Consider the following 23,296-nt stretch of genomic DNA (forward strand, 5'->3'; position numbering starts at 1 on the left):
CGAGGACAGGTCCTATCCACGGAAAGCCAAGACGCGCAACCACTTCCAGGCATCGGGCACAGTGTCGACGATGGTCGCGCCCTCCGGCGGCGCCGGACGATCGATCATGACCACAGGTATCCCGGCCGCACGGGCCGCGGTCAGTTTGGCATCGGTGAGCGAGCCGCCGCTGTCCTTGGTGACCAGGACGTCGATCCGATGCCCGGCGAGCAGCGCGGATTCTGCCTCGACGGCGAAAGGCCCACGGGCCAGCAATAATTCGTGCCGCGGCGGCAGCGCGCCAGCGGGCGGATCGATGGCGCGGATCAGGAACCAGTGCTCGGCGAGCCCGGCGAAGGCGGATACGCCCTGCCTGCCGATGGTAAGAAAAACCCGCTCCCCCAACGTCTTCAGGGCCGCGGCCGCCGACTCGCGATCGGGCACGCGAATCCACTTGTCGCCCAGGCTTTCCGACCAGCCGGGCCGCCGCAGGTGCAGCAGCGGAACGCCGGTGGCAGCGGTGGCCGCCGCGGCATTGGCGCTGATCGTGCCCGCGAACGGATGGGTGGCGTCGACAACGGCTCCGATCGCGTTGGCCGCCAACCATTCCCGCAGCCCCTCCGGGCCGCCGAAGCCGCCGACCCGCACCTGCCCGACCGGAAGCTGCGGATCGCGGACGCGTCCGGCGAGCGCGGAGACGACGTCGAATCCACGCTCGCCGGAAGCGATTCGGGCGAGTTCACGGGCCTCCCGGGTCCCGCCCAGGATCAGGATTTTCAGGGCTGCCCGCTGAAGTAGGCGATGCCCGCGTTGAGCAGCGACGGGCCGCCGGCCACCGCGAGGCCGATGAGCGCGCCGATCACCGCGCCCGGAATCGCGCCGCCGATGAAGAACAGGAAGCCGATCGCCGCGCCGAGCACGCCGCCGACCAGCGCGCCGAGCGAGGAACGCTGCAGTTCGGCGAAGAACCACTCCTGCGCGGAGATCACCTCGGCGGTCGCGGGCGCCGACGCGGTCGGGGTGATTTGCGGGGTGAGCGTCAACCGGGTGGCGTCGCCGTCGATGGCGGCGGCGATCTCGACCGGTTTGCCCTGTGCGGTGGCCGACAGCGGAATCTCGGTGACCACCTCGCCCGCGGCGTTCTTCAACTGCACCGACTTCTTGTCGGCGGTGAGTCCGAACGCGCCGCCGGTGACCGTGGTGACCACCGACTTACCCGCGTCCGCCAGCTGCAGCACATAGTCGACCCCCTTGTCCGCACCCTTGACGGTGGGCGCGGCGGCGGGCTGATCCTGCGTGACCGGGGCGGGCGCGGGTTCGGCGACGGAGGTACCCGCGGCGACGGTGGTGGCGGCGACGGCCAGCAGCGCCGTCGCGGCGAACTTCTTGTACTTCATCTATCTCCCAATCAAGAACGGATTTCCGGCCTTCGACCGGAACTCCGGGCCGACCCTACCGGGTGGCGATACCTGGCCGAATGCGAGTTCACCTGGCCGCTTTGCGCACGGACCACTGGGTGACCGGCAGCTGCGGACGCCACGCGGTGAATCCGCCGAGCGGTTCGGCGCGATAGATTTGGAACTTTCGCAGTTCGCCGCCGTGCGCGGCGGCCCAACGCAGCAGCAGCGCTTCGGATTCCGCGGTGACCGCGTTGGCGACCAGCCGGCCGCCGTGGCGCAAATGTGTCCAGCAGGTCTCGAACAGGCCATCCTGGGTGAGCCCGCCGCCGAGGAATACCGCGTCGGGGATGTCGAGGGGCGGTTCGCTCAGTTCGGCACCGGCCTCGCCGCGCACCACGATATGCGGAACGCCGAGTGCGGCCGCGTTTTCCGCGATCTGCGTGCGGCGCTTCGCCATTCGTTCGAAGGTGACGGCCCGGCAGGCGGGATGGGTGCGGCACCATTCGATGGCGATGCTGCCGGAGCCACCGCCGATATCCCACAGCAGTTCGCCCGGCGCGGGCGCGAGCGCCGCCAGCGTCAGCGCGCGCATCTCGGCCTTGGTGAGTTGTCCGTCGCCGCCGAAGAATTCGTCGGGCAGTCCGGGTAATCGGGTCGCCCGCAGGCGTTTCGGATCGGCCGCCGCCTCGATCGCGATGACGTTCAACGGATCGCCGGGCGGCAGGTCCCAGGTGTCGGCACATCCGCTGGTTATCCGCTCCAGCGGTCCGCCCAGTTGCTCCAGCACGGTCAGCTCGGAACGGCCGAATCCATTGTGTCGCAACAATTCCGCGATTTTCGCCGGGGAGTGCTGGTCCGCGGCGAGTACCAGAATCCGCCGCCCGTCCGTCAATTCGGGCAGCAGCGTTTCCACTCGCCGCCCGACCACACTCACCACCGGCGTCTCCCCCACTCCCCAACCCAGCCGCGCACACGCGAGCGATGCCGATGATGGTTGCGGAAATACTTGCAGCGCACCGGAACCCAGCAGCCGGGCCAGCGTCACCCCGATACCGTAGAACATCGGGTCACCGCTGGCCAGCACCGCGATGGGTCGTCCGGCGTGCGGTGTGAACAATTCGGGCAGTGCGGGCAGCAGCGGTGACGGCCAGACCACCCGCTCCGCCGATCCGTCCGGCACGAGCGCCAGCTGCCGCCGGGATCCGAACAGCACCGCGCACTTCGCGACCGCCTCCCGCGCCGCGCGACTCAGACCATCCCAGCCGTCCGCGCCGATGCCGACCACCGCGATTCGCGGGCCGTGCCATTCGGTGCGGCCCGGCGCCGACGGACCGCCTCCGGCGTCCACACCGGATCCAGCTACGTGCGCCTCGCCTCCGAGATTCCCGGCACCGGCAAGCGCGTCCCGGGACAACTCGGGCGCTGCCGAAAATTCCCGCCGCGCGGTGGCATCGTCCGTGGCGCGATCGACGGGATCGCCCGCAGCAGGGTCGACGGCCAAACTCCGCTGCGCCGCACCGATACCGGCGGCTCCCGGGTCGATCACCGACTCACCGGAATGCGCTGGCACGGCCCACTGCCGACTCCGCTGCGCCGCAGCGATACCGGCGGCACCCGGGCCGATCGCCGACCCACCGGAATGCGCCGCCGCGGCCCACCGCCGATCCGCCGGAAGCGCGCTCACCGCGGCAACCGCCGCCAGATCGCTTGTGGCACAAAGCGCATGGCGAAGAATACGGGCCCGAGAATGCCGGGCACCCAAATCGCGCGAGCGCGCTTACGCAGGCCGCGGACGACGGCATCGGCCACTTGGCCGGGAGTGCTGGAGAACGGAGCCGGGCTCATCCCCTCGGTCATCCGGCCGATGACGAAACCCGGACGCACCAGCAGCAGATGAATTCCGCTGCCGTGCAAGGCATCCGTGAGACCGGAGACGAATCCGTCCAGACCCGCCTTGGCCGATCCGTATACGTAGTTGGCGCGCCGCACCCGCACCCCCGCCACCGAACCGAACACCACGATCTGCCCATCACCCTGTGCGCGAAGCAGATTCGCGAGGACCGTCAGAATGCTCAGCTGCGCGACGTAGTCGGTATGTACCACCGAGATCGCGTGCGCCGGATCGCGTTCCGCCCGCTCCTGATCGCCGAGAATGCCGAACGCCAGCACCGTCACCCCGAGCCGCCCGTGCTCGGCCGCGATCTTCTCCAGCAGCGCCTGATGACTCGCCGTATCGTCGGCGTCGAATTCGACGGTGTGCACCGCCGTCGCACCGGCCGCCACCAGCCGCGCACTCTCCTGCGTCAACTCGGCACTGCGCCGCGCGGCCAATATCACCACCCGCCCCGCCGCCAATCGCTGCGCCACCTCGAGACCCATCTCGCTGCGCCCACCGAGCAGCAGCACCGGCCCATCCGCGATCCCACGCACTCCCATGCCGCCAAGTCTGTCACCTGCCATCACCACCCCGACCGCCGGGCAACTCCGGTTTCCCATCGGTTCACGACACGCTGAGCCGATTCGACTGCCCTGACGGCGTCACCCCCGTATCGCGTCGCTAACGTCGGAGTATGCCGACCACCAGCACCGCGCTATCGCCGACCGCACTCGAGTTCGTCACCGAACGTCATCTCGCGACGCTGTCCACGTTGCGCGCCAACGGGACTCCGCATGTGGTGGCGGTGGGGTTCACCTGGGATGCGGAGGCCGGGATCGCCAGGATCATCACGAACGACGGTTCGGTGAAGGTGCGCAATGTGCGGCGCTCGGGATATGCGGCCGTGAGCCAGGTGGACGGGGCGCGCTGGCTCACCTTGGAGGGACCGGCGCGGGTGCTGGACGATCCGGCCGAGGTCGCCGACGCCGTGGCACGATACGCGGCCCGTTACCGGACGCCTCGGGAGAATCCGACCCGGGTGGTGATCGCGATCGAGGTGCGGCGGATCCTGTCCAGCAGCACCCTCAACGGAATGTCGTGAGCGGCGCGTGGTGACGGGACCCGCCCGCCACCACGCGACAACCGCTACAGCACGGTCAGACCGTGCGGGCGCTGATTCATCGACTCGCAGCCGTCCGCGGTGACGACGACGATGTCTTCGATGCGGGCGCCCCACTCGCCGCGGAAATAGATGCCGGGTTCGATGCTGAACGCCATGCCCGGCTCCAGCACCAGATCGTTGCCCGCCACGATGTACGGCTCCTCGTGCACCGACAGGCCGATGCCGTGACCGGTGCGATGCACGAACGCCTCACCGAATCCGGCCTCCGCCAGCACATTCCGCGCCGCGGCGTCCACCGACTCGGCGGTGACGCCCGGCCGTGCCGCGGCCACCGCCGCGGCCTGCGCGCGCTCCAGCGCGGCGAACTTCGCGGCGACCTCGGCATCCGGCTCGCCGATGGCATAGGTGCGGGTGGAGTCCGAGTAGTAGCCGGGTTCGACCGGGCCGCCGATATCGATGACCACGACATCCCCCTGCTCGACCCGCCGCTCCGACACCCCGTGATGCGGATCCGCGCCGTGCGGGCCGCTGCCGACGATGACGAACGCCGCAGCGGTATGCCCCTCCGCGACGATGGCGTCGGCGATATCCGCGCCGATCTCGGCCTCGGTGCGCCCCGCCCGCAGGAATTCACCCATCCTGGCGTGCACCCGGTCGATGGCCGCACCGGCCCGGCGCAGCGCGTCGACCTCGGCGGCATCCTTCTTCATGCGCAGCGCGCGCAGTACCGGGGTGGCCGAAACCGGAAGTCCGGTAAAGGATTCCGCCAGCGGCAGCAGGTGCAGCGCGGGCATCACCTCGGTGACCGCCACCCGGGAACCGACATGCAACGCCGACTTCACCAGTTGGTAGGGGTCGACACCGTCCACCCAGTCGAGCACCTGCAAACCCAGCTCCCCGGCCGCCGAACTCTCCAGCGCCGCCAACTCCATCTTCGGGACCACCACCGACGGCGTCGACCCATCAGCCGGGATCACCAGGCAGGTCAGCCGTTCGAAAGTTTCCGCGGCGGATCCGATCAGGTACCGCAGATCCGGTCCCGGCGTGATCAACAGCGCGTCCAGGTGTGCGGTGCGCATCTGCTGCACCGCCCGCTCCAGCCGCTCGCCGTAGACCTCCGCCGCGAACCTCGACTCCGTGTGCGAACTCATACCTGCCGACGTTACCCGGTACGCAAGCGCCGATCCGACCGGTTGTCGGATCGTACGGGTAGCCTCTTGGTTCGTGACTGCGTCCGCCGGACCCCTGCTGCTGTTGGACGGTGCGAGCCTGTGGTTCCGCGCCTTTCACGCCATCCCGGAGAAGATCACCGCACCCGATGGTCGTCCGGTGAACGCACTGCGCGGCTTCACCGATATGGTCGCCGCGCTGATCGTCAAGCACCGGCCGAGCAGGCTGGTGGTCGCCCTCGACCTGGATTGGCGGCCCGCCTACCGGGTGGAGCTGGTGCCGTCGTACAAGGCGCACCGCCTGGACACCGCCGCCGATGCCGCACCCGGCGCCGAGGAGGTGCCGGACACCCTCACCCCGCAGGTCGACATGATCCTGGAGGTCCTGGACGCGGCCGGTATCGCCACCGGCGGCGCGGCGGGCCTCGAGGCCGACGATGTGCTCGGCACCCTCGCCACCCGCGAACGCACCGATCCGGTGATCGTGGTGAGCGGCGACCGCGACCTGCTGCAGTTGGTCCGCGACGAACCGGGGCCGCCGGTGCGGGTGCTGTACGCGGGCCGCGGCCTGGCCAAGGCGGAACTCTTCGGCCCCGCCGAGGTTTCCGCGAAATACGGTGTGCCGCAAGAGAACGCGGGCCCTGCCTACGCGGATATGGCCACCCTGCGCGGCGACGCGTCGGACGGTCTGCCCGGCGTGCCCGGCATCGGCGACAAATCCGCCGCCACCCTGATTACCCGTTTCGGTTCACTGGACGCGCTGCGCGCCGCCGTCGACGATCCGGACGCCGACCTCGCCCAGGGCGTCCGCGCGAAACTCCGTGCGGCAGAAGGCTATTTGAAGGCGGCCGCCCCGGTGGTCCGGGTCGTTCGCGATGCCGAGGTCGCCCTCTCGCGCCCCGACACCCTCCCCGCCGGACCGGCCGACCCGGCTCGCCTCCACGAGCTGGCCGTCCGCTATAACGCCGACAGCCCCATCACCCGGCTCACCGCGGCCCTCACCACACCGCGTTAGGAATCTGTTCCGGGGGAACGAGATTCAGCTCGATGAGGAGTCGACGGACCGGAGTTTGCCGTCGATATTGCCGCGCGGCACCCCGTCCACGGCGACGCACAGGCCGAAAACCCGTTCGTGGCCGGTCCATCCGTTGATGCGGCCGCGATTGTTTCCGATCTGGATCCGCTTTCCGTCGATGGCCGTCGCCAAGTGCAGGTAAACCGTCCCGGCAACCTTGGCGAGCAGGATATCGCCGACCTCGACGCGCGCGGGATCGACCGGCGCGACCGTCACCAATTGCCGACTGCGGATCAGCGGCACCATCGATGACCCTGTCGGACGGAATCGCACCGTCTCTCCCGATGCGACCCGGGCCGCCACACTGTCCAACACGCCCACGCCAGGAGCTTGACGCTCATATCTCATTCGGTGCAACCGAATTACGCCGATGCCGAGTGATCTGCCATGCCAGCGGTCGCGCCACTACGACCGCCGAATCGCCTCAACCGGATCGCCGAACGAACTAGCTCGGCCGACCGACCTCGTACGTCCCATCGGACTTGGTGATCTTGATGGTCACCTTCTTCTGCTCACCGCTGACCTTGAGGTCGCAGGTGAAGGTCTGGTCCACCTTGACCTCCTGGCCGGACGGGCAGGAGACATCGCTGACGTCCTGGATGCCGTACGAATCGGACAGCACCTTCTTCACACCGTCCTGGACGGCGGACTGGTCCAGCTTGTCCTTGGAGGTCAGGATCAGGACCAGCGCGACGACACCGCCGATGACCAGCACCCCGATGGCGGCGAGCGCGATGAACAATCCCTTGCCGCGCTTCTTCTGCACCGTCAGGGGTGGCTGCCCCCACTGCGGCTGCTGCTGGCCCCACTGCTGTTGCGGCGGCTGCTGCGCGTTCCAGTCCTGCGGCTGCGCCTGCTGCCACTGCGGTTGCGACTGCCCCCACTGCGGCTGCTGCTGGCTCGGCTGCTGCTGACCCCACTGCTGCTGCGGCTGCTGGCCCCACTGCGCCTGCTGCGCGTTCGGATCGTTCCATTGCTGAGTGGGCTGCGCCGCGGACGGATTCTGCGGCTGCTGACCACCCCAGTGCTGGGTGGGCCCGGCCTGGCCCGGCGCCTGCTGACCCCAGTGTTGGGTGGGATCGTCGCGCCCCTCCGGGTTGTTCGGTCCAAACGGGCCGCTCATGAGTCGCTCACCTGCTCGCCTCCACTCGCATAGTTACACATACGGTAGCCCCCCGCGTGCGACTCGTCGCACATGCCTTCGCCGAAACATGCGCGAGCCGCGCTGTGTTGATGATTCACTCGCCTCGCTCGCTCAGCGACTCCTACACCACGGTCGGTACGCGAAAGAAATCAAATCACAATCGAATACGTTGTGTTCGCATTGGCGGCCCCGCGTGGTCGCCCAACCCCCGAGCTCATGCCGCGTCCACCGCGACGACGCCCCGCCGGATCGCGCGAACCGCCTTCGCCGCAGTGCCCGCGATCTCCGGATCGTCGGCGGTGTTGTGGATCTGGTCGAGCAGATCGATCACCTGACGGCACCAGCGCACGAAATCGCCCGCGGACAGCGGCGCGCCCTGATCGCCGCTGGCCAGCAGCGAATCCGCGAGTCCGTCACCACGCGCCCACTTGTAGACGCCTGCGACGAAACCGAGGTCGGGTTCCCGCGTCGGCGGCAGCTTGTGTCTGGCCTCATCGGTGCGCAGTTCGCTCCACACCCCGATGGTCGCGCCGACCGCGCGCCGGATCGGCGGCGTCGGCCCGCTGGCGCCCAAATAGCCGCTCTCCTGGCGGGATTCGTAAACCAGGATCGACGCGACACCGGCCAATTCGGCCGGGCCGAGCCCGCGCCACAGTCCCTGGCGCAGGCATTCGGCGATCACCAGATCGCTTTCCGCGTAGATCCTGGCGAGCCTGCGGCCGTCGGCGGTGACCTCGCCCTCGTGCACGAAGCCGCGCTCGTCGAGCAGCGCGAGAATCCGGTCGAAGGTGCGGGCCAGCGAATTCGTCGTCGCCGCAACCTTTTGCCGCATGGTTTCGGTCTCCCGCAGCAGCCGGTTGTACCGCTCGCCGACGCGGCTCATCTGCTCCCGGTCCGGCCTGGTGTGCGCCGGATGCGAGCGCAGGCTGCGCCGCAGCGTCGCCAGTTCCCGATCGTCGGCGGCGACGGAGCGCTTACCGCGCCGCTGCCTGCCCGGCGCGGATATTCCGGTGCTGCGCAGCGCCGAAGCCAGATCGCTGCGGGTCCGCGCGGTGCGGTGATCGACCCGGCGCGGCAGCCGCATATGGCCGAGCGGCTGCGCGGGCGTCGGGAAATCGGCCACCGACACCCGGCCCGCCCACTTGTCCTCGGTGAGCACCAGTGGACGTGGATCACCCGGTGTCGCATCGGGTTCCAGGATCACCGCGAGCCCGGCCCGCCGCCCGGACGGGATGGCGACCACATCGCCGCGGCGCAGCGCGGTGAGCGCGTCCACGGCGGCGCCGCGCCGATCCGTCCGGCTCTGCTGCGCCAGTTGACGTTCCCGCTGCTTGATCCGTTCGCGCAACGAAATATATTCCAGGAAGCCGCTTTCCGAACCGCCGAGCTGATCGCGCAGCTTACGCAGCTGACCCTCGTTGCGCTCGATGCCGCGCACCAGCCCGACCACCGAACGGTCCGCCTGGAACTGGGCGAAGGACCGTTCCAGCAGGGCCCGCGATTCGTCGGCGCCCATCCGATCGATCAGGTTGATCGACATGTTGTAGCCCGGCCGGAACGAACTGCGCAGCGGGTAGGTGCGGGTGGAGGCCAGACCGGCGACCGCGCTGGTGTCGACCTCGGGCTGCCAGAGCACCACCGCATGACCCTCGACATCGATGCCGCGGCGCCCCGCCCGCCCGGTGAGCTGTGTGTATTCGCCCGGGGTCAGCTCCGCGTGCGTTTCGCCGTTGAATTTCACCAGCCGTTCCAGCACCACCGTGCGGGCCGGCATGTTGATGCCCAAAGCCAATGTCTCCGTGGCGAATACGGCCCGCACCAGCCCGTTGACGAACAGTTCCTCGACGGTGTGCCGGAAGGCGGGCAGCATACCCGCGTGATGTGCGGCGAGCCCGCGGTGCAGCGCCTCGCGCCACTCCCAGTAGCCGAGCACCTCCAGATCCGCCTTCGGCAGATCACCGGTGTGTTTCTCGATGATGGCGTCGATCGCGTCGGCCTCATCGGGCCTGCTCAGGTCCAGCCGCGAACGCAGGCACTGGGCCAGGGCGCCGTCGCAGCCCGCCCGGCTGAAGATGAAGGTGATGGCGGGCAGCAGCCCCTCCTCGTCCAGCTTGGCCAACACCTCGGGGCGCGGCAGCGGCCGGAAATCCCGGCGCGGGCCGCCGCCGCGGCGCGGACCACCCCAGCCGTTCGCCCGGTCGGCCTGTTCGCGGTGCCGGATGAACCGCACCAGATCCTCGTCGACCAGCACCTTCTGTTCGGAGGATTTCGAATCGAACAGGTCGAACATGCGTCTGCCGACCATCACGTGCTGCCACAGCGGCACCGGCCTGGTCTCGTCGACCACCACCGCGGTGTCGCCGCGCACGGTTTCCATCCAGGCGCCGAACTCTTCGGCATTGCTGACCGTCGCGGACAGGCTGACCAGCCGCACGTCCGGCGGCAGATGCAGGATGACCTCCTCCCACACCGCGCCGCGGAACCGGTCGGCCAGGTAGTGCACCTCGTCCATCACCACATACGACAGCCCGCGCAACGCGTCCGAGGACGCGTAGAGCATATTGCGCAGCACCTCGGTGGTCATCACGACCACCGGCGCGTCCGGGTTGATCGACTGGTCGCCGGTGAGCAGGCCGACGCTGTCGCGGCCGTGCCGCTCGGTGAGGTCGGCGAATTTCTGGTTGGACAGCGCCTTGATCGGCGTGGTGTAGAAGCATTTTCCGCCCGCGGCCAGCGCTAGATGCACCGCGAATTCGCCGACGACCGTCTTACCCGCACCGGTCGGCGCGCAGACGAGCACGCTGTGCCCGCCTTCCAACGCCTTGCAGGCGGTGTGCTGGAAGGGGTCGAGGGTGAACCTCAGCTCAGCGGAGAAGGCGGCGAGCTGCGACCGTTGATCTGTCACCGTCAGAGGGTATCGGAGTAGTCCGACACCGGTCGTGCGGATTTCTCCGTGGGATCCATGATCGATTCGGCGGGCCGGATCGGTTCCGGCGCGGCGATCTCGGAGGCCTGGTCATCGGACAGCGCCGCCCAGTCCTCGGCCTGCTGCCGCCGAGCCCGGCGCCTGTCGTTGATCCGGGAGAACTGGATGGCGACCTCGAACAGCACCGTCAGCGCGAAGGCCAGCGCCAGCATGGAGAACGGGTCCTGCGGTGTCACGATGGCGGCGAATACGAAGAGCCCGAACGTGATTCCCCGCCGCCACTTCTTCAGCTTCTCGTAGCTGAGCACGCCGATCAGATTCAAACCGACGATCAGCAGCGGAGTCTCGAAGCTCACGCCGAAGATGACGAGCAGTTTGATGATGAAGCTGAAGTACTGCGAGCCGCTCAGCGCGGTGATCTGGACATTGTTGCCGATCGTCAGCAGGAACGACAACGCGTGCGCCACAACGACGTAGGCCAGCACCGCGCCGGTGACGAAGAGCACCGTGCCCGAGGACACGAAGCCGACGGCGTACTTGCGCTCCTTGGCGTACAGGCCGGGTGTGATGAACGCCCACAGCTGATAAAGCCAGATCGGTGCGGCAAGGACGATGCCCGCCGTCATGCCGACCTTGAGACGCAGGCTGAACTGCTCGAACGGCGCGGTCGCCAACAGCTGACAGGCGTTGGGATCCGGACTCAGCTGTGCACGCGAGGACGAGGGCAGCGCGCAGTAGGGTCCGGTCAGGATATCTCCCAGACTCTCCAGGCCGAAGATCGAGTACTTGTACCAGAGAAAGCCGACGATCGTGGTGACCACGATCGCCGCGATCGAGACCAGCAGCCGATAGCGCAGCTCCTGCAGGTGCTCGACCAACGACATGGTGCCGTCGGGATTCAACCTGCGCTTGCTGCGCCGGGGATCGAACGGGATTCGCATGATGGTGTGGTTGCCCCTGCTTCAGTGAGCCGCGCCGACGCATTGTCCGAAGCGAATGGCTCGCCCCGGGGTGAAACTATGTGCGGTCAGACCGTCTTCGGCTCACTCTGCGGCTTGGTCAGCGTCGGCTGCTCGGGCTGCGCGACGGGCAGCTCCTGCTGCGGTTGCTGAGTGGGCGCCGCGGCGGCCGGAGCGGTGCTCTCCGACTGCATCTGGGTGACCTCGCTCTTGAAGATCCGCAACGACTTACCCAGGCTGCGGGCCGCGTCGGGCATCCGCTTCGCACCGAAGAACAGTACGAAGACCGCCGCGATGATCAGCCAGTGCCAGATGCTCAGACTGCCCATGATCTACCTCCAAAGACTGTGTTGTGCGACCGTTTCCGCACCGGCGACGGACATGCCGAAGACACGTCCCATCACACCTGATAGTTCAGATGCTACCGGACCCCGAACTGGGTGAACTCCTCCTACCGGCCGCATTCAGCGACCCTTCAGCCGTTGGCCTGTGCGATCGCCGCCCGCAGTTGCGCGAACAGCTCGGCGCCGGTCCACCGACGCTGGTCGCCCTGTTCGGCCGCCACGATCAACTCGATGAGCCGCTGATTCACCGGGGTCGGCATGCCGACCATCGCGCCGAGGCTGACGATCTCCCCACACAACCAGGAGATTTCGGTTTTGCGACCGAGCGCCAGATCGTCGGCCATCGACGAGCGCGCCTGCGGATCCACGGCGAGCACCTGCCCGGCGAGCCGGTGGAATACCGCATCCGGCACCGTGAGCGACCGGGCGAACAGTTCCGGCGGCAGCGGGGTGAGCCGGGCGGGTTTGATGCGCGCCCTTTTCATCGCGGCCAGCGCCTCCCGCTGGGTCAGCGACAGGCAGCGCCGGAAGTCGCGATCCGCCAATTCCTCCCGCAGCGGCAGTCCCGACAGCGCGTTGATCGGATTGTTCAGGTTGATCAGCAGTTTCGACCACTGCACCGGCAGCAGATCCGGGTAGCGGCGCGGCGGCAGCCCCGCGGCCGCGAACAGTTCGACGAACGGTTCCAGCGCCGGATCGTCCTGCACGGCAAGCCCGCCCTCGGTGCCGCGATGGAAATGCCCGCCGCCGTGCTGCACCACGTTGAACATCACCATGCCCGCCAGCACCACACAGGTGGGCAGGATCTCCCGGATCACCGCATCGTTGCCGATGCCGTTCTGCAGGCTGAGCACCAAGGTGCCGGGTTTGATCCGGCCGACCAGATCGCGCACCGCCTCGGCGGTCGCCGCCGATTTCACCGTCACCAGCACCAGATCCACCGAACCCGCCGAATCCGGCGTGGGCGCCACCCAGAACCTGGTGTTGGGCACCTCGGCATCGTTGCCGTCCAGATCGGTGAGCAGCAGGCCCGACGCCGCGATCTCGTCCAGCACCCGCGGCCTGCCGACGAAGGTGACGTCCGCGCCCGCCGACGCCAGCCGCCCGCCGACGTAAACGCCGACACTGCCCGCGCCGAGCACCATCACCTGACCCGTCACGCGGGAGCAGCCTCCTCGAATCCGGCTTCCTCATAGGCGGCGAGCGCCGCATTCGACCGCTCCCGCACCGCGGCGACCAGTTCCGGCGGGCCGAGCACCGTGACACCCGAACCGAAGCCGAGCAACAGTCGCGCCATCCAGTCCAGCGTGGCGAACCGCATGGTCGCCTCCAGGCCACCGTCCGGGTGCACGGCCACCTTGTGCATCGGATACTGGTCCAGCACCCAGGCATAGTCGGCGCGAATCAGCAAGCGCGCCAACGGAACCGCCGGATCGTCCTGGAAGAGGTCGAGCGCCGCCGACTCCTCGGTGGCATGGCTCGGCGGCCGCGCCGGCTCGTCCAGCGCCGTGGCCGCCTCGATGCGGTCGAACCGGAACAACCGAACCCCCTCGGCCGACCTGCACCACGCTTGTAGGTAACTGTTGTTGTCCACCAACACGATTCGGATCGGATCGACCACCCGCTCGGACACCACATCCCGGCTCGCCGAGTAATACACCAGCCGCAGCGCCCGGTGCCGGGCCAGCGCCGAGCGCACCGTCGCCACCGCGGGCGCCTCCACCGGCGCCGCGATCTCGGCCGATCCGGCGCCCTCGCCGACGATCGCCGCCTCGATCTTCGCGATCGCCGCATGCGCGGCCGTCGGATCCACCATGCCCGGCATATCCACGATCGAACGCAGCGCCACCAGCAGGGCCGTCGCCTCCGTCGAGGTGAGCCGCAGCGGGCGCTCGATGCCGGCGGAAAAGGTGACCTCGATGCTCTCCTCGGAGAACGACAGATCGATCAGGTCGCCGGGGCCGTAGCCGGGCAGGCCGCACATCCACAGTTGGTTGAGGTCGCTCATCAGCTGTTTGGCGGTGACACCCAGATCGTCGGCGGCCTCCGCCGCGCTGATACCGGGATTCGCGATGAAGTACGGGATCATGTTCAGCAGCCGCGAAAGCCGAACCGACAGCCGCGAATTCACGCCCTGACCTCCGTGTGGTCGAACACCGAACGCAGCCGGGCGATCACATCGGCGCGCAACTCGTCCGGGGCGAGCACCACCGCGTCGGGGCCCAGACCGGTGATCAACCGGGCCACCCAGTCGCGCGAGCGGATCGGGAATTCCACGATCGCGCCCGGCCGCCCGCCGATGGACCGCTCCTCGACCACCGTGCCCTGCCTGCGCAGCTCGCGCCCCCGGCCGTCGGCCACCCACACCGTCGCGGTGCCGCTGACCGTCGGCGAACTGCCGGTGACCTCGGCGACGATCGCACGCAGGTCGACGCCTTCGGGTTTGTGCACCGAATTCGGCGGACCGTAGGGGGTGATGTCCTCACCGATCCGGGAGAGCCGGAAGCTGCGGACCGCGTCGCGATCCCGGTCGTGCCCGACCAGATACCAGCGGCCGTGGTGCGTCACCACACCCCATGGCTCCACATCCCGCATCAGGTATGGGGCATTGATCGCGCCGCGATGCTCGAACCGCACCGCCTGCCCGGCATCGATCGCGGCGAGAAGTTTGCCGAGCACCGGCTCGGAACCCCTGGTGCGCGCGGGCACCGCGGGCACCGACGCCACCGCCGCATCGGTTTCCACATGAATTCCGGCCGCCCGCAACTTCAGCAGCGCCCCCTCGGCGGCCGCCGCCAACTCGGGCGACTCCCACATCTGCACCGCGACCGCGACCGCCGCGGCCTCCGCGCTGGTCAGATCGATCTCGGGTAGCTCGTAGGCGTCGCGGTTGATCCGGTAGCCCTCCGCCGTCGAATACCGGCTCACCGGACCGATCTTCAGCGGAATGCCGAGGTCACGCAGCTCGTTCTTATCCCGCTCGAACATCCGGCTGAACGCCTCGTCGCTGACCGAATCCTCGTAACCAGCGACGCTCTCCCGGATCCGCTCCGCGGTCAGGAACTGCCGGGTCGACAGCAGCGCGATGACCAGATTCATCAGCCGCTCGACCTTGGATATCGCCACCCGATAGAGGGTAATCGGCGGCACGCGCCCACCGCGCGGCGGCGCGCGATTCGCCGGCGGGCCGTGTCGATGATTCGGCCGCGATACGCCGGATCCGGGCATGATCGAATCATGATCATCGCGTTCTCCGTCACACCGTTGGGCACCGGCGTCGAGGTCGGCCGGGCCGTCGCCGAGGCCGTGCGCGTCGTGCGTGCCAGCGGACTGCCCAACCGCACCGATGCCATGTTCACCACCATCGAGGGCGAATGGGATGAGGTGATGGGCGTCGTCAAACAGGCCACCGACGCGGTCATGGCGGTCGCGCCGCGCTGCAGTCTGGTGTTGAAGGCGGATATCCGGCCCGGGGTCACCGGGGCGATCACCTCGAAGGTGGAATCGGTCGAGCGTTATCTCGCGGAGGGGTGAGGTCGGGTCGGCATGCGGCGGGCCGCCGATCCGGCCCGCTCCGAATGCGGCCGCCGCGAACCCGATGCCGTCACCGACCGCGCGCAGCCGCTCGTTCGCTCACCCGGTCCGGCTGCTCAGTCCCGTCGTGACGCGGATGTTCACCGCGCCGACCGCGTCCAGGAATTCGGCGATCCTCGGGAACGTCTGATCTCAGTTCCGCTGCGGTGGATAACCGGGCGGCGGGTACGAACCCGGCGGCTGGGCCGGGTAGCCGGAGGGCTGCTGATACCCGGGTGCGCCCGAATAACCCGGTGGCGCTTGATAACCCGGGCCCGGCTGTGCGCCCGGTCCGGGCTGGTAACCCTGTTGCGGCTGCACGCCGGGTGCGGGTTGATGACCCGGCCGCGGCTGCGCGCCAGGTGCGGGCTGATAACCCGGTTGCGGCTGGGCACCGGGTGTGGGCTGGTAACCCGAAGGCTGTACGCCAGGTGCGCTTTGGCCGGACTGCGGCGGATAACCCTGCCCAGCAGCGTAATTGGGCGTGGCCGGATGCCCGCTGGGCGAATACCCCTGTGCCGGTGGGTATCCACCCGCCGGATATCCCTGTGCGGGCGGGTATGCCCCCGCCGCCGGGTATCCCGGCTGATTCGCCCCCTGCCACCCCGGCGGCCGATTCTGTTGTGCCAGTGCGTCTTCGTACGTGTCGGCGACCTCGACCAACCAGTGCTTCTTCGGCCGGAACCACGGATGGAACAGAATCCCGCCGAGCACCGTCAACACCACACCGGCACCAGCCAGCTTCAGCCCACCGGACCGATCCGATGACGCCGCACAACTCTGATGCCCCGACCCCGTTGGCGCACAATGCGATCCGGACTTGACGAACAGATACCCGCCGAAGCAGAGCAGCCCAACCCCGACCAGCACCATGATCCACGCCCAGAACAGCGTCCGCGCATTCTCCAACTTGTTCGAAAAGTTGAGCGCCGATTTCCAAAACGCCATGAACATCCCCCCTCGGTCGTCCAACAACACTACCGCCGGTCAGCCTGCCACACGGCACCGACCACCGGAATCCGTTCCGAGGCATGCCGCGACCGTCAGTGACGGAGTGCGCAACAGCTCCAGACTTCGACGTCGATCAGATGCGACGAATTGGGACTTCGATCTTCGGAGGGCGTCGCGCTATCGCGATAAATTCCTGCCGCAGATACGCGGAGAGCGACATACCCGCTTCGGCGGCGCAGGTACGGAGCACCTCGACAACCTCTTCGGGTACGTCATGAATCCGGATCGTGGCCATAGCGCATATATGCAGCGCTACGGCCACGCTTGGCAAGCGGTTTTCTACATCGACGCGATGAGCCGGTCGACTCGTTCGTCCACCGAGCGGAACGGGTCCTTGCAGAGCACGGTGCGCTGGGCCTGATCGTTCAGCTTGAGGTGGACCCAGTCGACGGTGAAGTCGCGGCCCGCCTCCTGGGCGGCGGTGATGAAGTCGCCGCGCAGTTTCGCCCTGGTGGTCTGCGGCGGGGTGTCCACCGCGGCGTCGACGGCCTCGTCCTCGGTGATCCGCTTGGCCAGGCCCTTGCGCTGCAGCAGGTCGAAGACGCCGCGGCCGCGCTTGATGTCGTGGTAGGCCAGATCGAGCTGGGCGATCTTGGGGTCGGCCAGCTCCATGTTGTAGCGGTCCTGGTAGCGCTGGAAGAGTTTGCGCTTGATCACCCAGTCGATCTCGGTGTCGACCTTGGCGAAGTCCTGACTCTCCACCGCGTCCAGGGTGCGACCCCACAGGTCGACGACCTGGTCGATCTGCGGATCGCGGTCGCGGTTGCGCAGGTGCTCGACGGCGCGGGCGTAGTACTCGCGCTGGATGTCGAGGGCGCTGGCCTGCCTGCCGCCCGCCAACCGCACCGGACGCCGTCCGGTGAGATCGTGCGAAACCTCGCGAATGGCGCGAATCGGATTGTCCAGCGCGAAGTCTCGGAACGAGACGCCCGCCTCGATCATCTCCAGCACCAGGGCGGCGGTGCCGACCTTGAGCATGGTGGTGGTCTCGGACATATTCGAATCGCCGACGATGACATGCAGGCGGCGGTACTTCTCCGCATCGGCGTGCGGCTCGTCGCGGGTGTTGATGATCGGCCGCGACCGCGTGGTCGCCGAGGAGACGCCCTCCCAGATGTGTTCGGCGCGCTGCGAGAGGCAGAAGGTGGCGGCCTTCGGCGTCTGCAACACCTTGCCCGCGCCGCAGATCAGCTGGCGGGTGACCAGGAACGGCAGCAGCACATCGGAGATCCGGGAGAACTCACCGGCCCGCACAACAAGGAAGTTCTCGTGGCAGCCGTAGGAGTTGCCCGCCGAATCGGTGTTGTTCTTGAACAGGTAGATATCGCCGCCGATACCTTCCTCGGCGAGCCGCTGCTCGGCGTCGATGAGCAGCTCTTCCAGCACCCGCTCGCCCGCACGGTCGTGGGTGACCAGCTGGTGCAGACTGTCGCATTCGGCGGTGGCGTACTCCGGATGCGACCCGACGTCGAGGTAGAGCCGAGCACCGTTGCGGAGGAACACGTTCGAGCTACGGCCCCAGGACACGACCCGGCGGAAAAGGTACCGGGCTACCTCGTCGGGGGACAGCCGACGGTGACCGTGGAAGGTGCACGTAACACCGAATTCGGTCTCGATCCCCATGATTCGTCGCTGCACACTATCGACATTACAGCTATGTCGTACCGTCGCGTGGGGCTGCGGAGAACCGGGATGCATACGTCTTCGCAACGATTTGGGCGGTTTCGCCGATTCTGCCAAGACCCCGAGCTCGTGGGCCCCTTGACACACCACGGGCCCGCGATCACGGTCGACCGACCGGTTTCGCGGGCCCGGGATTGTGTTGTGCCGGTTGACTACTCCGCTTCCGTGTCCTCAGCCTTCGGCTTCGCCTTACCCTTGGCCGGATTCAGCAACTGCTCCAGTTGGGCGCTGGTGATCCGGCGGAAGGCCCGCCGTGGCCGCGCCTGCTCGAGCGTGGCCACCTCCAGCAGGCTCACCCCGATCACCCGCTTCTCCTTCTCCGGCCCCTCCGAGGCTCCGGCCTGCAGCGCCTTGACGGCGACGCCGACCGCACCGGCCAGGTCGAGACCCGGTTTGTAGGAGGCCTTGAGCGCCGTCACGATGGGTTCGGTGGTACCGCCCATCACCACGTAATCGCGCTCGTCGACGATCGAACCGTCGAAGGTGATCCGGTAGAGCACCGAACGCGGATCCTGCTCCGGATACCCCACCTCGGCGACGCAGATCTCCACCTCGTACGGCTTCATCTGGTCGCTGAAGATCGAGCCGAGCGCGGAGGCGTACGCGTTGGCCAGCGCCCGCCCCGTGACGTCGCGGCGGTCGTACTGGTAACCGCGCAGATCGGCCTGCAGAATGCCACCGCGGCGCAGGCTCTCGAACTCGTTGTACTTGCCGACCGCGGCGAAACCGACCCGGTCGTACAGCTCACTCACCTTGTGCAGCGTCGCGGACGGATTCTCCGCGACGAACAGCACGCCCCTGTCGTACACGAGCACCACGACACTGCGACCCCGAGCGATGCCCTTGCGCGCGAGCTCGGTCTTGTCGCGCACGATCTGCTCGGCCGACATGAAGTACGGCAGGGTCATGCGCCTGCACTCCCTTCCTCCGCGGCCTCGCGGTCCGCGACGATCGCGCGGGTGATCTCCGCGAGCTGGGCCTCGGTCACCTCGACCGCACCCTCCTCATCGATGACGATCGCCGTCGGATAGATCCCGCGAACCAGGTCGGGACCGCCGGTGGCGGTGTCGTCGTCGGCCGCGTCGAACAGGGCCTCCACCGCGATCCGCAGCGCACGCTCCTGATCAATTCCCTTGGCGTACAACTTCTTCAACGACGATTTGGCGAACGTCGAGCCGGAACCGACCGCGGCGTAACCGAATCGCTCCTCGCTGCGGCCACCCACCACGTCGAACGAGACGATCCGGCCGGCCCGGTCCGGATCGGTCGCGTTCACGTCGTAGCCGACCAGGATCGGCACGACGGCCAGACCCTGCATGGCGATGGGCAGATTGTCCCGCACCATCTTCGACAGTTTGTTGGCCTTACCGTCGAAGGTCAGCGAGACGCCCTCGATCTTCTCGTAGTGCTCCAGCTCCACCGCGAAAATCCGCACCATCTCCACCGCCATGCCCGCGGTACCCGCGATTCCGGAGGCGGAGTAGCTGTCGGTGATGAACACCTTCTCGATATCCCGCTGCGCCAACAGGTTTCCCATGGTGGCGCGCCGGTCGCCCGCGATGAGCACGCCGCCGCGATAACTGATCGCGACGATCGTGGTGCCGTGCGGCGCGATATCCTTCACGGCCGCACCATCCAACGCGCCGAACCTGTTGCCGGGCAACAGATCCGGCGCGTGCTCACGCAGATACTCGGAGAAGGATGAGAGGGCGTACCCCAAGTGGAGACGCGTGGGGTCACCTGCAGTCACTGGCCGCCCTTCTGAACATACGCGCGGACGAAGTCCTCGGCGTTCTCCTCGAGCACATCGTCGATCTCGTCGAGCAGGTCGTCGGTGTCCTCCGCCAGCTTCTCCCGGCGCTCCTGGCCCGCGGCGTCGACGCCGTCGAGGCCCTCATCGTCGTCGCCGCCCCCGGCGCGCTTGGTCTGCTCTTGTGCCATGGCAGCCGACCTCCTGTAGTCCTCATCATGATCGGAGCCCTAGCCGAGCACGACCCCGATCATGAGCAATGTCCGTGCTCGTACAACAACACTACCCAGCATGAACGACAGCTTGTCGGATTCCATGCCGATATGCGGCCGAATCGTTCGCTGTCGCATTCGCCACTCCACCCGGGAGCGGGCCACAGCAAACGCTAGGTTGTCAGCTGTTCGACCAGTTGGGCGGCGGTGTCCACACCGTCGAGCAGCTTGCCGACATGCGATTTGGTGCCGCGGCGGGGTTCCAGCGTCGGAATTCGGACCAGCGAATCACCGCCGAGATCGAAAATCACCGAATCCCAGCTCGCCGCCGCGATATCGGCGCCGAAGCGGCGCAGGCATTCGCCCCGGAAATAGGCCCTGGTGTCGGTGGGCGGATTGGTCATCGCGTCGAGCACCTGCTGCTCGGTGATCAGCCGCTTCATCGAACCGCGGGCTACCAGGCGGTTGTACAGGCCCTTGTCCAGGCGCACATCGGAGTACTGCAGATCCATCAGATGCAGTTTCGGGGCGGCCCAGCTCAGGCCTTCGCGCTGGCGCATACCCTCCAGCAGACGCAGTTTCGCGGGCCAGTCGAGCAGGCTCGCGCACTCCATCGGATCGCGCTCCAGCAGGTCCAGCACCATCGCCCAGTTGTCCAGGATGTCCTGTACGCGCGGATCGTCATTACCTTCGCGATCCATGAACTTGGCCACCCGCTCGTGGTAAAGCCGTTGCAGCGCAAGGCCGGTCAGCTCGCGGCCGTCGGCGAGCGCGACGGTGGCGCGCAGCGTCGGATCGTGACTGATCGCGTGCACCGCGGTGACCGGGCGGGCCAGTTGCAGATCGGACAGGTCCTCCCCCGCCTCGATCAGATCGAGCACCAGCGCGGTGCTGCCGACCTTCAGATAGGTCGACATCTCGGCCAGGTTCGCGTCACCGATGATCACGTGCAGGCGGCGGTACTTGTCGGCGTCGGCGTGCGGTTCGTCGCGGGTGTTGATGATGCCGCGCTTGAGCGTGGTCTCCAGGCCCACCTCGACCTCGATGTAGTCGGCGCGCTGGGACAGCTGGAATCCGGCGTGATCGCCCGATTGGCCGATGCCGACCCGGCCGGAACCGCAGATCACCTGCCGCGAGACGAAGAACGGAGTGAGCCCGACGATGATCTGGTTGAACGGGGTGTCGCGGCTCATCAGGTAGTTCTCGTGGGCGCCGTAGGAGGCGCCCTTGCCGTCGACATTGTTCTTGTACAGCTGCAGCCGCGGCGCACCCGGCACGCTCGACGCATGCCTTGCCGCCGCCTCCATGACGCGCTCGCCCGCCTTGTCCCAGATCACCGCGTCCAGCGGATCGGTCACCTCGGGCGCGGAGTATTCGGGGTGCGCGTGGTCGACGTACAGCCGGGCGCCGTTGGTGAGGATCATGTTGGCCGCGCCGACCTCGTCGGCGTCGATCACCGGGGCCGGGCCGTTCATCCGGCTCAGATCGAAACCGCGGGCGTCGCGCAGCGGCGATTCCACCTCGTAATCCCACCGGGTCCGCTTCGCGCGCGGCACCCCCTCCGCGGCGGCGTAGGCGAGAACCGCTTGAGTGGAGGTGAGTATCGGATTGGCCGACGGCTCCGTCGGAGTGGAGATGCCGTACTCGACCTCGATACCGATGATGCGCTGCATACGTTCGAGCCTAGTAGGCGCTGACGGCAAAGCCGTCCTCAGACCGCGCATGGCCGAAGCGAATGCGTAGGTACGCGTAGCGCGATGCCGCCGCAAGCCCGCGCATATGGATTCGGCAATCATCCTCGCGGTGGTACTTCCGGAGGATACGGGTTCCGGTGCGCGGCCGAGATAGTCGACGGCATGACCGAATCGACCGTCTCCGCTCCCGGCGGGCACCAGGGTGTCGCGCCCGCGAGCACGGGTGGCGTCGCGTCCCGCTTGGCGACGCTCGATGTGCTGCGCGGCATCGCGATACTCGGCACGCTCGGCACCAATATCTGGATCCTCGCCAACCCCGAGGGCATGATCGGATATCTGCACGACGTCGATCGGTCCGCGCACGGCTGGATCTGGGTCGAGCGGGTGCTTCAGCAACTGGTCCAGGGCAAGTTCCTCGGACTGCTCACCGTCATGTTCGGCATCGGCCTTGCCATCCAACAGAATTCGGCGCGCCGGGCCGGACGGCGCTGGCCGGGGAACTACCCGTGGCGAGCCGGGCTGCTACTGCTCGACGGGCTGCTGAACTTCCTGTTCATCGCCGAATTCGATGTGCTGACGGGCTACGCGGTCACCGGTCTGATCGTCGCCTTCATTATCGCGAAAAGTGAACGGGCACAACGCCGCTGGCTGATGCACACGGCAGCCGTGCACATCGCGATTCTGACCGTCGTCGCGGCGGGCATGATATTCGCGCCACAGCAGTCGAAACCCGCCCAACCGTTGGACCCGAATCCCTATGCGGACGGCTCCTTCTGGGATCTCGTCGGCTTCCGGTTGACGCACCTCGGCACCTTCCGGTTCGAGCCGGTATTCATCTCCGCCATGTCGATCGCGCTGTTCCTCACCGGCGCGTTCCTATATCGCAAGGGCGTGTTCCGCGTCGAGGGGTCGCGGATCCGCAAGCGGTTCATGGCGATCGGCTTCGGGATCGCACTGCCCGTCGACCTGCTCGTCGGCGTGCTGGTCGGCGGTGACGCGATGGCGTTCACCAGATACGGCACCGCGCCGTTCGTCTCGCTGGGGATTCTCGCGCTGGTCGCCGAATTCTACCTGCGACGGCCACGGGTCGGATTCGTCGGGCGCAGGCTCACCGAGGTCGGCCGGACCGCGCTCAGCTGCTATATCCTGCAGAATCTGGTCGCGTCGATCCTGTGCTACGGCTGGGGATTCGGGCTCGCGGCGCGGGTGTCCGACACCGCGCGAGTACCTTTCACGATCGCGATCTATCTCGTCACCGCCGCGGTGATCGTGACCGGCGCGCATCTGTGGTTGCGGCGCTTCGAACGCGGACCGATCGAATGGGTGTGGAATGTGAGCTATCGGGCGCTGGCCCGGGAGCGCTGAACCCGCCGAGTCG

At 67.8% G+C, this 23,296-nt stretch carries 23 protein-coding genes; 4 read left to right on the forward strand and 19 right to left on the reverse strand.

The annotated features are described in order from the left end of the window. Positions 1-12: 12 nt before the first annotated feature. From LGY53_RS39440 to LGY53_RS39455, 4 genes are all read right to left on the reverse strand, one after another. Entirely contained in the window at positions 13-759 is a 747-nt protein-coding gene (locus LGY53_RS39440) for a cobalt-precorrin-6A reductase (RefSeq protein ID WP_225731837.1), read from the reverse strand. Then, entirely contained in the window at positions 756-1,376 is a 621-nt protein-coding gene (locus tag LGY53_RS39445) for a hypothetical protein (RefSeq protein ID WP_167475699.1), read from the reverse strand. The genes LGY53_RS39440 and LGY53_RS39445 overlap by 4 nt, the downstream gene beginning before the upstream one ends. 88 nt (positions 1,377-1,464) lie before the next feature. Then, positions 1,465-2,727 (reverse strand): precorrin-6y C5,15-methyltransferase (decarboxylating) subunit CbiE, encoded by a 1,263-nt coding sequence (cbiE, locus tag LGY53_RS39450; RefSeq protein WP_225731838.1) that lies wholly within the window; start codon positions 2,725-2,727, stop codon positions 1,465-1,467. Positions 2,728-3,059: 332 nt separating this feature from the next. Further along, positions 3,060-3,815: an SDR family NAD(P)-dependent oxidoreductase gene (locus LGY53_RS39455; RefSeq protein WP_225731787.1), complete on the reverse strand. Its 756-nt coding sequence runs from the start codon at positions 3,813-3,815 to the stop codon at positions 3,060-3,062. A 134-nt stretch (positions 3,816-3,949) separates the two neighbouring features. Here LGY53_RS39455 and LGY53_RS39460 point away from each other — a divergent pair, with 134 nt between their 5' ends. Beyond that, entirely contained in the window at positions 3,950-4,357 is a 408-nt protein-coding gene (locus tag LGY53_RS39460; RefSeq protein WP_225731788.1) for a PPOX class F420-dependent oxidoreductase, read from the forward strand. A gap of 44 nt (positions 4,358-4,401) precedes the next feature. On the opposite strand, the gene LGY53_RS39465 is transcribed toward LGY53_RS39460, so the two are convergent. Then, complete coding sequence (locus LGY53_RS39465; RefSeq protein WP_225731789.1) at positions 4,402-5,529, reverse strand: Xaa-Pro peptidase family protein; 1,128 nt, start codon at positions 5,527-5,529, stop codon at positions 4,402-4,404. Between the two features lie 73 nt (positions 5,530-5,602). Between LGY53_RS39465 and LGY53_RS39470 the strand changes: the two genes are divergently transcribed. Further along, the gene (locus tag LGY53_RS39470; RefSeq protein WP_225731790.1) at positions 5,603-6,562 is read left to right on the forward strand and encodes a 5'-3' exonuclease; all 960 of its coding nucleotides are present in this window, start codon (positions 5,603-5,605) and stop codon (positions 6,560-6,562) included. A gap of 24 nt (positions 6,563-6,586) precedes the next feature. Here the strand turns inward: LGY53_RS39470 and LGY53_RS39475 are convergent, their stop codons facing one another. From LGY53_RS39475 to LGY53_RS39510, 8 genes are all read right to left on the reverse strand, one after another. Beyond that, positions 6,587-6,868: a S26 family signal peptidase gene (locus LGY53_RS39475; RefSeq protein ID WP_225731791.1), complete on the reverse strand. Its 282-nt coding sequence runs from the start codon at positions 6,866-6,868 to the stop codon at positions 6,587-6,589. A gap of 199 nt (positions 6,869-7,067) precedes the next feature. Further along, positions 7,068-7,745, reverse strand: a complete 678-nt coding sequence (locus LGY53_RS39480) for a DUF4333 domain-containing protein (RefSeq protein ID WP_225731792.1) — start codon at positions 7,743-7,745, stop codon at positions 7,068-7,070. A gap of 235 nt (positions 7,746-7,980) precedes the next feature. Next, the gene (locus tag LGY53_RS39485; protein WP_374111308.1) at positions 7,981-10,671 is read right to left on the reverse strand and encodes a DEAD/DEAH box helicase; all 2,691 of its coding nucleotides are present in this window, start codon (positions 10,669-10,671) and stop codon (positions 7,981-7,983) included. Between the two features lie 2 nt (positions 10,672-10,673). After that, the gene (tatC, locus tag LGY53_RS39490; protein WP_225731793.1) at positions 10,674-11,633 is read right to left on the reverse strand and encodes a twin-arginine translocase subunit TatC; all 960 of its coding nucleotides are present in this window, start codon (positions 11,631-11,633) and stop codon (positions 10,674-10,676) included. A gap of 86 nt (positions 11,634-11,719) precedes the next feature. Further along, a complete protein-coding gene (tatA, locus tag LGY53_RS39495; protein ID WP_225731794.1) occupies positions 11,720-11,980 on the reverse strand; it encodes a Sec-independent protein translocase subunit TatA in 261 nt (86 codons plus the stop codon). Positions 11,981-12,126: 146 nt separating this feature from the next. Continuing rightward, the gene (locus LGY53_RS39500) at positions 12,127-13,155 is read right to left on the reverse strand and encodes a 2-dehydropantoate 2-reductase (protein WP_225731795.1); all 1,029 of its coding nucleotides are present in this window, start codon (positions 13,153-13,155) and stop codon (positions 12,127-12,129) included. Continuing rightward, positions 13,152-14,126 carry a YafY family protein gene (locus LGY53_RS39505; RefSeq protein WP_225731796.1) on the reverse strand — a complete coding sequence of 325 codons (975 nt, stop codon included), beginning with the start codon at positions 14,124-14,126 and terminating at the stop codon, positions 13,152-13,154. The genes LGY53_RS39500 and LGY53_RS39505 overlap by 4 nt, the downstream gene beginning before the upstream one ends. After that, positions 14,123-15,121: a YafY family protein gene (locus LGY53_RS39510; protein ID WP_225731797.1), complete on the reverse strand. Its 999-nt coding sequence runs from the start codon at positions 15,119-15,121 to the stop codon at positions 14,123-14,125. Before LGY53_RS39510 ends, LGY53_RS39505 begins: the two co-directional genes overlap by 4 nt. A gap of 111 nt (positions 15,122-15,232) precedes the next feature. Between LGY53_RS39510 and LGY53_RS39515 the strand changes: the two genes are divergently transcribed. Continuing rightward, positions 15,233-15,529 carry an MTH1187 family thiamine-binding protein gene (locus tag LGY53_RS39515; RefSeq protein ID WP_225731798.1) on the forward strand — a complete coding sequence of 99 codons (297 nt, stop codon included), beginning with the start codon at positions 15,233-15,235 and terminating at the stop codon, positions 15,527-15,529. Between the two features lie 192 nt (positions 15,530-15,721). Here the strand turns inward: LGY53_RS39515 and LGY53_RS39520 are convergent, their stop codons facing one another. From LGY53_RS39520 to dop, 6 genes are all read right to left on the reverse strand, one after another. Continuing rightward, complete coding sequence (locus tag LGY53_RS39520) at positions 15,722-16,516, reverse strand: hypothetical protein (RefSeq protein ID WP_225731799.1); 795 nt, start codon at positions 16,514-16,516, stop codon at positions 15,722-15,724. 342 nt (positions 16,517-16,858) lie between these two features. Further along, positions 16,859-18,217 carry a Pup--protein ligase gene (gene pafA, locus LGY53_RS39525; protein WP_194252436.1) on the reverse strand — a complete coding sequence of 453 codons (1,359 nt, stop codon included), beginning with the start codon at positions 18,215-18,217 and terminating at the stop codon, positions 16,859-16,861. A gap of 197 nt (positions 18,218-18,414) precedes the next feature. Further along, the gene (gene prcA / locus LGY53_RS39530) at positions 18,415-19,170 is read right to left on the reverse strand and encodes a proteasome subunit alpha (RefSeq protein WP_225731800.1); all 756 of its coding nucleotides are present in this window, start codon (positions 19,168-19,170) and stop codon (positions 18,415-18,417) included. After that, complete coding sequence (prcB, locus tag LGY53_RS39535; protein WP_225731801.1) at positions 19,167-20,012, reverse strand: proteasome subunit beta; 846 nt, start codon at positions 20,010-20,012, stop codon at positions 19,167-19,169. The genes prcA and prcB overlap by 4 nt, the downstream gene beginning before the upstream one ends. Next, positions 20,009-20,203, reverse strand: a complete 195-nt coding sequence (locus LGY53_RS39540) for a ubiquitin-like protein Pup (protein WP_040835795.1) — start codon at positions 20,201-20,203, stop codon at positions 20,009-20,011. Before LGY53_RS39540 ends, prcB begins: the two co-directional genes overlap by 4 nt. Before the next feature lie 194 nt (positions 20,204-20,397). Next, positions 20,398-21,897: a depupylase/deamidase Dop gene (gene dop / locus LGY53_RS39545; protein ID WP_225731802.1), complete on the reverse strand. Its 1,500-nt coding sequence runs from the start codon at positions 21,895-21,897 to the stop codon at positions 20,398-20,400. A gap of 183 nt (positions 21,898-22,080) precedes the next feature. Here dop and LGY53_RS39550 point away from each other — a divergent pair, with 183 nt between their 5' ends. After that, entirely contained in the window at positions 22,081-23,283 is a 1,203-nt protein-coding gene (locus LGY53_RS39550) for a DUF418 domain-containing protein (RefSeq protein WP_225731803.1), read from the forward strand. The last annotated feature ends 13 nt before the right edge of the window (positions 23,284-23,296 follow it).

It is taken from the genome of Nocardia sp. JCM 34519.1 (genome assembly GCF_020361265.1).
GTDB lineage: Bacteria > Actinomycetota > Actinomycetes > Mycobacteriales > Mycobacteriaceae > Nocardia > Nocardia arthritidis_A.

Bases quoted from the DNA above. Each gene is read 5' to 3' on its own strand.
- LGY53_RS39445 (WP_167475699.1), bottom strand. From the start codon at position 1,376: ATGAAGTACAAGAAGTTCGCCGCGACGGCGCTGCTGGCCGTCGCCGCC.
- LGY53_RS39455 (WP_225731787.1), bottom strand. From the start codon at position 3,815: ATGGGAGTGCGTGGGATCGCGGATGGGCCGGTGCTGCTGCTCGGTGGG.
- LGY53_RS39460 (WP_225731788.1), top strand. From the start codon at position 3,950: ATGCCGACCACCAGCACCGCGCTATCGCCGACCGCACTCGAGTTCGTC.
- LGY53_RS39465 (WP_225731789.1), bottom strand. From the start codon at position 5,529: ATGAGTTCGCACACGGAGTCGAGGTTCGCGGCGGAGGTCTACGGCGAG.
- LGY53_RS39475 (WP_225731791.1), bottom strand. From the start codon at position 6,868: ATGGTGCCGCTGATCCGCAGTCGGCAATTGGTGACGGTCGCGCCGGTC.
- LGY53_RS39480 (WP_225731792.1), bottom strand. From the start codon at position 7,745: ATGAGCGGCCCGTTTGGACCGAACAACCCGGAGGGGCGCGACGATCCC.
- tatC (WP_225731793.1), bottom strand. From the start codon at position 11,633: ATGCGAATCCCGTTCGATCCCCGGCGCAGCAAGCGCAGGTTGAATCCC.
- tatA (WP_225731794.1), bottom strand. From the start codon at position 11,980: ATGGGCAGTCTGAGCATCTGGCACTGGCTGATCATCGCGGCGGTCTTC.
- LGY53_RS39515 (WP_225731798.1), top strand. From the start codon at position 15,233: ATGATCATCGCGTTCTCCGTCACACCGTTGGGCACCGGCGTCGAGGTC.
- LGY53_RS39520 (WP_225731799.1), bottom strand. From the start codon at position 16,516: ATGGCGTTTTGGAAATCGGCGCTCAACTTTTCGAACAAGTTGGAGAAT.
- prcA (WP_225731800.1), bottom strand. From the start codon at position 19,170: ATGACCCTGCCGTACTTCATGTCGGCCGAGCAGATCGTGCGCGACAAG.
- LGY53_RS39540 (WP_040835795.1), bottom strand. From the start codon at position 20,203: ATGGCACAAGAGCAGACCAAGCGCGCCGGGGGCGGCGACGACGATGAG.
- dop (WP_225731802.1), bottom strand. From the start codon at position 21,897: ATGCAGCGCATCATCGGTATCGAGGTCGAGTACGGCATCTCCACTCCG.
- LGY53_RS39550 (WP_225731803.1), top strand. From the start codon at position 22,081: ATGACCGAATCGACCGTCTCCGCTCCCGGCGGGCACCAGGGTGTCGCG.